The organism is Aureimonas sp. SA4125 (genome assembly GCF_019973775.1).
Lineage (GTDB): Bacteria > Pseudomonadota > Alphaproteobacteria > Rhizobiales > Rhizobiaceae > Plantimonas.
The window spans coordinates 4415610-4422500 of the sequence record NZ_AP025032.1 but is presented as its reverse complement, the minus strand read 5'-3'; the positions used below and the strand labels follow the sequence as shown (position 1 = coordinate 4422500).

The 6891-nt window shown below is 62.5% G+C and carries 4 protein-coding genes, 2 rRNA genes and 1 pseudogene (1 of these 7 cut by a window edge); 5 read left to right on the top strand and 2 right to left on the bottom strand.

Features of this window, described 5'->3' with window-relative positions; genetic code table 11:
• The 4 genes and pseudogenes from Sa4125_RS20875 to trmD all read left to right on the top strand — a co-directional run.
• Window positions 1-1867: ribosomal RNA gene (locus Sa4125_RS20875) — 23S ribosomal RNA — on the top strand; it begins 962 nt to the left of the window's first position.
• Window positions 1868-2236: 369 nt separating this feature from the next.
• Window positions 2237-2351, top strand: a 5S ribosomal RNA gene (rrf, locus tag Sa4125_RS20870).
• Window positions 2352-2696: 345 nt separating this feature from the next.
• Window positions 2697-3230, top strand: a pseudogene (gene rimM / locus Sa4125_RS20865) (ribosome maturation factor RimM); the annotation flags it as partial.
• A gap of 146 nt (window positions 3231-3376) precedes the next feature.
• Window positions 3377-4069 (top strand): tRNA (guanosine(37)-N1)-methyltransferase TrmD, encoded by a 693-nt coding sequence (trmD, locus tag Sa4125_RS20860; RefSeq protein ID WP_224001273.1) that lies wholly within the window; start codon window positions 3377-3379, stop codon window positions 4067-4069.
• A 20-nt stretch (window positions 4070-4089) separates the two neighbouring features.
• Here the strand turns inward: trmD and Sa4125_RS20855 are convergent, their stop codons facing one another.
• Window positions 4090-4845 carry a sulfite exporter TauE/SafE family protein gene (locus Sa4125_RS20855; protein ID WP_224001271.1) on the bottom strand — a complete coding sequence of 252 codons (756 nt, stop codon included), beginning with the start codon at window positions 4843-4845 and terminating at the stop codon, window positions 4090-4092.
• A 221-nt stretch (window positions 4846-5066) separates the two neighbouring features.
• On the opposite strand from Sa4125_RS20855, the gene rplS reads away from it, so the two are divergent.
• The gene (gene rplS, locus Sa4125_RS20850; RefSeq protein WP_224001269.1) at window positions 5067-5597 is read left to right on the top strand and encodes a 50S ribosomal protein L19; all 531 of its coding nucleotides are present in this window, start codon (window positions 5067-5069) and stop codon (window positions 5595-5597) included.
• A gap of 216 nt (window positions 5598-5813) precedes the next feature.
• Here rplS and Sa4125_RS20845 read toward each other — a convergent pair whose 3' ends face one another.
• A complete protein-coding gene (locus Sa4125_RS20845) occupies window positions 5814-6740 on the bottom strand; it encodes a manganese catalase family protein (RefSeq protein ID WP_224001267.1) in 927 nt (308 codons plus the stop codon).
• Between the last annotated feature and the right edge of the window lie 151 nt (window positions 6741-6891).

Here is a 6891-nt window from a genome sequence, read left to right as displayed (position 1 = left end):
TCAAACTCCGAATACCGGGGAGTACTAGTCGGCAGACACACGGCGGGTGCTAACGTCCGTCGTGGAGAGGGAAACAACCCTGACCACCATCTAAGGTCCCCAAGTCATGGCTAAGTGGGAAAGGATGTGAAGATCCCAAAACAACCAGGATGTTGGCTTAGAAGCAGCCATCATTTAAAGAAAGCGTAACAGCTCACTGGTCTAATTAAGGGTCTTTGCGCCGAAAATGTAACGGGGCTAAAGCCATGCACCGAAGCTGTGGATTGACAGAATTCTACGGAATTCGTCAGTGGTAGCGGAGCGTTCCCTAGGCCTGTGAAGGCGGACCCGTGAGGGCTGCTGGAGGTATGGGAAGTGAGAATGCTGACATGAGTAACGATAAAGGGTGTGAGAGACACCCTCGCCGAAAGTCCAAGGGTTCCTGCTTAAAGTTAATCTGAGCAGGGTTAGCCGGCCCCTAAGGCGAGGCCGAAAGGCGTAGTCGATGGGAACCACGTTAATAATCGTGGGCCTGGTGGAGAGTGACGGATCGCGTGTATCGTAGGGTCTTATTGGATTGATCCTGCGGTGAAGCGGTTCCAGGAAATAGCCCCACCGTATAGACCGTACCCTAAACCGACACAGGTGGACTGGTAGAGTATACCAAGGCGCTTGAGAGAACTATGCTGAAGGAACTCGGCAAATTGCACGCGTAACTTCGGAAGAAGCGTGACCCCCATGTACGCAAGTGGGTGGGGGTGGCACAGACCAGGGGGTAGCGACTGTTTACCAAAAACACAGGGCTCTGCGAAGTCGCAAGACGACGTATAGGGTCTGACGCCTGCCCGGTGCTGGAAGGTTAAGTGGAGGGGTGCAAGCTCTGAAATGAAGCCCCAGTAAACGGCGGCCGTAACTATAACGGTCCTAAGGTAGCGAAATTCCTTGTCGGGTAAGTTCCGACCTGCACGAATGGCGTAACGACTTCCCCGCTGTCTCCAGCATAGACTCAGTGAAATTGAATTCCCCGTGAAGATGCGGGGTTCCTGCGGTCAGACGGAAAGACCCCGTGCACCTTTACTATAGCTTTACACTGGCATTCGTGTCGGCATGTGTAGGATAGGTGGTAGGCTTTGAAGCATGGGCGCCAGCTCGTGTGGAGCCATCCTTGAAATACCACCCTTATCGTCATGGATGTCTAACCGCGGTCCGTTATCCGGATCCGGGACAGTGTATGGTGGGTAGTTTGACTGGGGCGGTCGCCTCCCAAAGAGTAACGGAGGCGCGCGATGGTGGGCTCAGACCGGTCGGAAATCGGTCGTCGAGTGCAATGGCATAAGCCCGCCTGACTGCGAGACGTACATGTCGAGCAGAGACGAAAGTCGGTCATAGTGATCCGGTGGTCCCGCGTGGAAGGGCCATCGCTCAACGGATAAAAGGTACGCCGGGGATAACAGGCTGATGACCCCCAAGAGTCCATATCGACGGGGTTGTTTGGCACCTCGATGTCGACTCATCGCATCCTGGGGCTGGAGCAGGTCCCAAGGGTATGGCTGTTCGCCATTTAAAGCGGTACGTGAGTTGGGTTCAGAACGTCGTGAGACAGTTCGGTCCCTATCTGCCGTGGGTGTAGGAGTATTGAGAGGATCTGTCCCTAGTACGAGAGGACCGGGATGGACGTACCTCTGGTGGACCTGTTGTGGCGCCAGCCGCAGTGCAGGGTAGCTATGTACGGACTAGATAACCGCTGAAGGCATCTAAGCGGGAAACTAACCTCAAAACGAGTGCTCCCTATCAGGGCCGTGGTAGACCACCACGTTGATAGGCCGGGTGTGGACGAGCAGTAATGCTTGAAGCTTACCGGTACTAATCGCCCGATCGGCTTGATCATTCCCATTCGCCAATGTTCACCCCCAAAGGGGTGTGAACATTGGTTTGTCTCGAGGCGCTCACGCCGACTTGTCACGGACAAGTCGTCTGCGCTGGCGCGGATTGCCATGGCAATCCGACGGACGGTCGTCCTACGGGCGGCCAGCCTGTTGCCGCTGAAAAGAGACGGTTCTCATTCCAATCCAAACGGCCTCCCTGCAGAGGCCTTCCAGAACTCAGCTACTACCGCGGCTTTCCCGAAAGGGGCGCCCCTTGGTAGCCCGACCGGGCGTCGGGCCAACTGGCCCGCCCCAGCGGAGACGGCCGGGTCTTTACCCGGCTGGCGTGAGCCCCCTGAAACAAACTCCAGCTTCATCTTGCCATTCGCTGACCTGGTGGTTCTAGCGGAGCGGCTGCACCCGATCCCATTCCGAACTCGGCCGTGAAACGCTCCAGCGCCCATGATACTTCGTCTCAAGACGCGGGAAAGTCGGTCGCCGCCAGGTCTGCAAATGACAAGAAATCTCATCACATACCCAACAAAACACAAACCAAACAGCCCCGTCGAACCCGCGACGGGGCTGTTTGCGTTCCCAACACATAGTCAACCCCCAAAAACATCATTCCAATCCGCGTCAGGCCAAAATCCCCGACTTTGCCGCGGCCGGAGCGCCGTCTGGGGCGCGTGCGGTGGCCTTCGTCCGCGTGAGAGCGAACCGGCGCGGTGCGGGTGTTGCGGTTCTCGCAGGGAGGTCTGCACTCCGGCGCACGATGGCCAGCGCCAGACGGCTTGACCTTAGCGCCGCTTCCTTCCAGACCCCTTGCCAATGCTTCTCTTCCCGGTGATCCCTTTGCCCAAAGCCCCCGAAAATCCCATTCTCCTCGGCGTCATCGGCGGGGCCCACGGCATCAAGGGGGAGGTGAGGGTGAAATCCTTCACCGAGGATCCCCGCGACATCAGGGCCTATGGCCCGCTGTTCGACGCCAAGGGCAATGCCTACACGCCGCGCTCGGCGCGTATCCAGAAGAACGTCGTCGTCGTGTCGATCGCCGAGGTGACCGACCGCGACCAGGCGGAGCGACTGAACGGCACAGAGCTCTTTGTCGACCGGTCGGCACTGCCGGAGGACGACCCGGACGAATTCTACCAGGCCGATCTCATCGGCCTCGACGCCGTGACGGTGGCCGGCGAGACGGTGGGCGTGGTGATCGCCTTCCACGATTTCGGTGCCGGCGAGGTGATCGAGATTCGCCCGGCCCGGGGCGCGACCGTGATGATCCCGTTTTCAGAGGCGGCCGTGCCGGAGATCGACATGGAACACGGCGTGATGCTGGTCGAGCCGCTGGCGGCGGGACTGGTCTCGGTAGATGACGACGACGACGATCTGGGTGGCGAAGGCGGAGGGGGCGGCCTCGACGGGGCTTTCGGCTCCGCGCCCGATGGCGAAACGTTCGATGGTAATCCCTCCGTCGGCGAGGCGCAGGGCGATGTGAATCGGGGCGATGTGGATAAAGAGCCCAAGGGCCGGCCATGAGCTTTCGTGCCAGCGTTCTGACCCTCTATCCCGAGATGTTTCCGGGGCCGCTCGGCCTGTCGCTGGCGGGACGCGCGCTGGAACGGGGGGATGCCGCGATCGAGACGGTGCAGATCCGCGACTTTGCCGAAGGGCGCCACCGCATGGTCGACGACACGCCGTCCGGCGGTGGCGCTGGCATGGTGCTGAGGGCCGACGTGCTGGCCCGGGCGATCGACCACGCGTCGCCCGCGGGAGACAGGCGGCCGCGCCTCCTGATGAGCCCGCGCGGGCGGCCGCTCGATCAGGCCGTCGTGCGCCGGATCAGCGAAGGAGAGGGCGTGTTGATCGTCTGCGGTCGCTTCGAGGGCGTCGACGAGCGGGTGATCGAGGGCCGCGGCCTTACCGAGGTGTCGGTCGGCGATTACGTGCTTTCGGGCGGCGAGATCGCCGCCCTGGTGCTCCTCGACGCGGTGATCCGTCTGTTGCCGGGCGTCATGGGCAATGCCCAGTCCGGCGAGACCGAAAGCTTCGAGACCGGGATGCTGGAGCATCCCCACTATACCCGTCCGGCGGAGTGGGAGGGGCGCCCGATCCCGGCCGTGCTGACGTCGGGCGACCATGGGGCGGTCGAGCGGTGGCGCCGGGCCGAGGCGGAACGCCTGACGAGAGAGCGGCGGCCGGATCTTCTGCGGGGCGGCAGAGACTGAAGCGGAGAGCCCTGTCTTTCTCAGCTCTTGATGAAATAGTAGCCGGCAAGAAACAGGCCGACGGCGATGACGATGCCGCGCACCACGGTCTGGGGAACACGCTTGGCGGCCCAGACGCCGGCATAGCCGCCGAGCGCGACGCCGGGGATCATTGCGAGGGCGCCGGGCCAGCTGATCGCGTCGCCGGCGATGAAGACGACGATCGCCACGGCGGCGATGACGATGGCGAGCAGGTTTTTGAGAGCGTTCAGGCGATGGTAGTCGCCGGCCTGCGTGAGGCCGAGCGTCGCCAGCATCATGATGCCCATGCCGGCGCCGAAGAAACCGCCATAGATCGCCGTGACGAACTGCGCGATGGGGCCGGCGACGGGCGATGCGCTGGTGGGCTCGGTGCCGGGCCGTGGCTTCGGCTTCAGCCAGGGACCGGCGGCAAAGATCGCCGTCGCGCCGAGAAGGAGCCAGGGCACCAGGGCCTCGAACTGGGGATTGTCGAGCGACAACAGGACCAGCGCGCCGAGGCCCGAGCCGACGACCGAGACGAGAGCCAGCACGAGCGCGCTCCGCCACATCCGCCGGATGTCGCTCCAGTAAGCCAGCGTCGAGGTGACGTAGCCCGGAAACTGCGCAATCGAGGAGGTGGCGTTGGCCGTGATCGGCGGCATGCCGAGCAGCGTCAGCGCGCCGAAGGAGATGAAGGTGCCCCCACCGGCGACCGCATTGATCGCGCCGGAAAAGAATCCTGCCAGGAACAGGAGGGCGACGGACAGGAGGGTCATGGAGAGGCCTTCGGGTGGGCGCAGGGCGGTCGGACTTCCCGACCCCCGAGCCATAATCGAGGCCTTCCGCCTTCACAACCCGAAGTCTCGACTGATTCCGTCCGTGCCGTCTCGACAATCCCGCGGGATCGGTGTAAGGCGACCCTGTTCCTCAGAATAACTTGACCGTACAGACGGCCATGACCGGCGGAGCCGGCATGAAACGAAGAGAGGCTCGCGCCATGGATATCATTTCGGAACTGAACGCTGCCGAAATCGCCCGCATCGGGGCTGTTCGGACTTTCCCCACTTTTTCCCCCGGCGATACGCTGCGCGTCAACGTGCGCGTGACCGAGGGCACCCGTACCCGCGTGCAGGCCTATGAAGGCGTGTGCATCGCCCGCTCCGGCGCCGGCATCCAGGAGAACTTCACCGTTCGCAAGATCTCCTACGGCGAGGGCGTCGAGCGCGTCTTCCCGATGTACTCGCCGATGGTCGAGGGCGTCGAGGTCGTGCGCCGTGGCCGTGTCCGGCGGGCCAAGCTCTATTACCTGCGCGATCGCCGCGGCAAGTCGGCCCGTATCGTCGAGGCGACGAATGTTCGCGCCCGCAAGCTGAACGACGACGCCCGCCAGGTGGTGATCGGCGAAAAGGCCAAGGCCGAGGCCGAGAAGGCTGCGACGCGTCAGGCCGCGCTCGACGCTGCCGCCGCCGCGGAGCTGGCTTCGAAGGAAGCGGCGGAAGCCGCTGCCAAGGAAGCCGCGTCCGAGTAAATCGGCCTTCCGGCATGATTTTTGGAAAAGCGGCCTTCGGGCCGCTTTTTTTATGGTCGGGAGATCCGTGGGACGTCTTCGGCACTAGATAAGCCGGCGTATCCGATCGCGGCCCGATTGTTCCAGTCGCGGAAGAGGGCCCAAACGGAACGGGCGCCGCCCTCTCCGGAAGGGGCGCCTGTTCCGATGAGCCGCGTCAACGGCAACCGTCAGCGGTCAGCGCGACTTCTTGTAGAGCTTCGAGGCGATCTCGAACATTTCTTCCGGCGCGTAGTCCGGCGTGAAGGCCGAGGGAACGCCGGTCAGCTGGTGGATCTTGCCGCCGTCCGGATGGCCTTCGACGACTTCCAGTTCGCCGGGGGGATCGTTTGGCAGGGCGACTTCGCCATTGCCCCAGATGCCGGCCATCTCCTTGTAGTCGTTCGGGCTGAAGGTGTAGAGCCGGCGATGCGAGCCCTCGTCGAGATATTTCTGGCATTCCGGGATCTTCGACAGGTCGATGTTCGGCGTCGGCAGGAAATCCTTGATCTTGACGCCGGTAATCTTTTCCAGCGCCAGCGCATAGGCGTGGGCGTGAACCGAGCCGCGGACGAGGAGATAGCCGCAGACCTCGCGGCCGGTCGGATCGGTCAGCGTCTCGTAGACGCGCAGCTTGTGGAGGCGTGCGCCGCATTCGAGATGGAAGTTGTGCAGGAGATCGACGACGACATTGCCCGTGGTGGTGATGAAATCGTTGTTCCAGGGTGCGCCGTTGGAATTGACCGGCATCGCGCCGCCGCCGCCGGAGAGGAAGGCCGCGGCGAGGCGGATATCCTTCATGTCCTCGAAAGGCGCGCCGGAAATGTCGCCGCCGTCGCCCTCGTCGCCGTGCGGCTTGTCCGGGCCGTTGTTGAGCATGGCGACGCCGTTGGAGACCAGCTCGACATGGCCGAGCTCCTCGGCGGTGATCGAGGCGACGAGGCTGTAGAACGGCTTCAGCTTTTCCTTCGACCGGAAGTTGAAGCTCTGGAACATGTAGTTGCCGAGGGTCGACATCTCCCCGTACTTGCCGCCGAGCAGTTCCTGCAATGCCGCGGCGGCATTCGGGTCCGCGCGCTTCGGTGCGGGCAACTCGGCCTGTAGCTTGTCGATTCGCATAAACATGAGTCTGCTCCGTTTCAGGTTTTCGCAGAAACAAGCGCTGGTCTTGAGGGCCGTTCCGCGCATTGCGCGGTGCTGGCTACGCATGCGGATGCAAAGGCAGGAGAAAGCGAACCTTATCAAGGGATTGTCACGGCGTGGTGATAATCATACG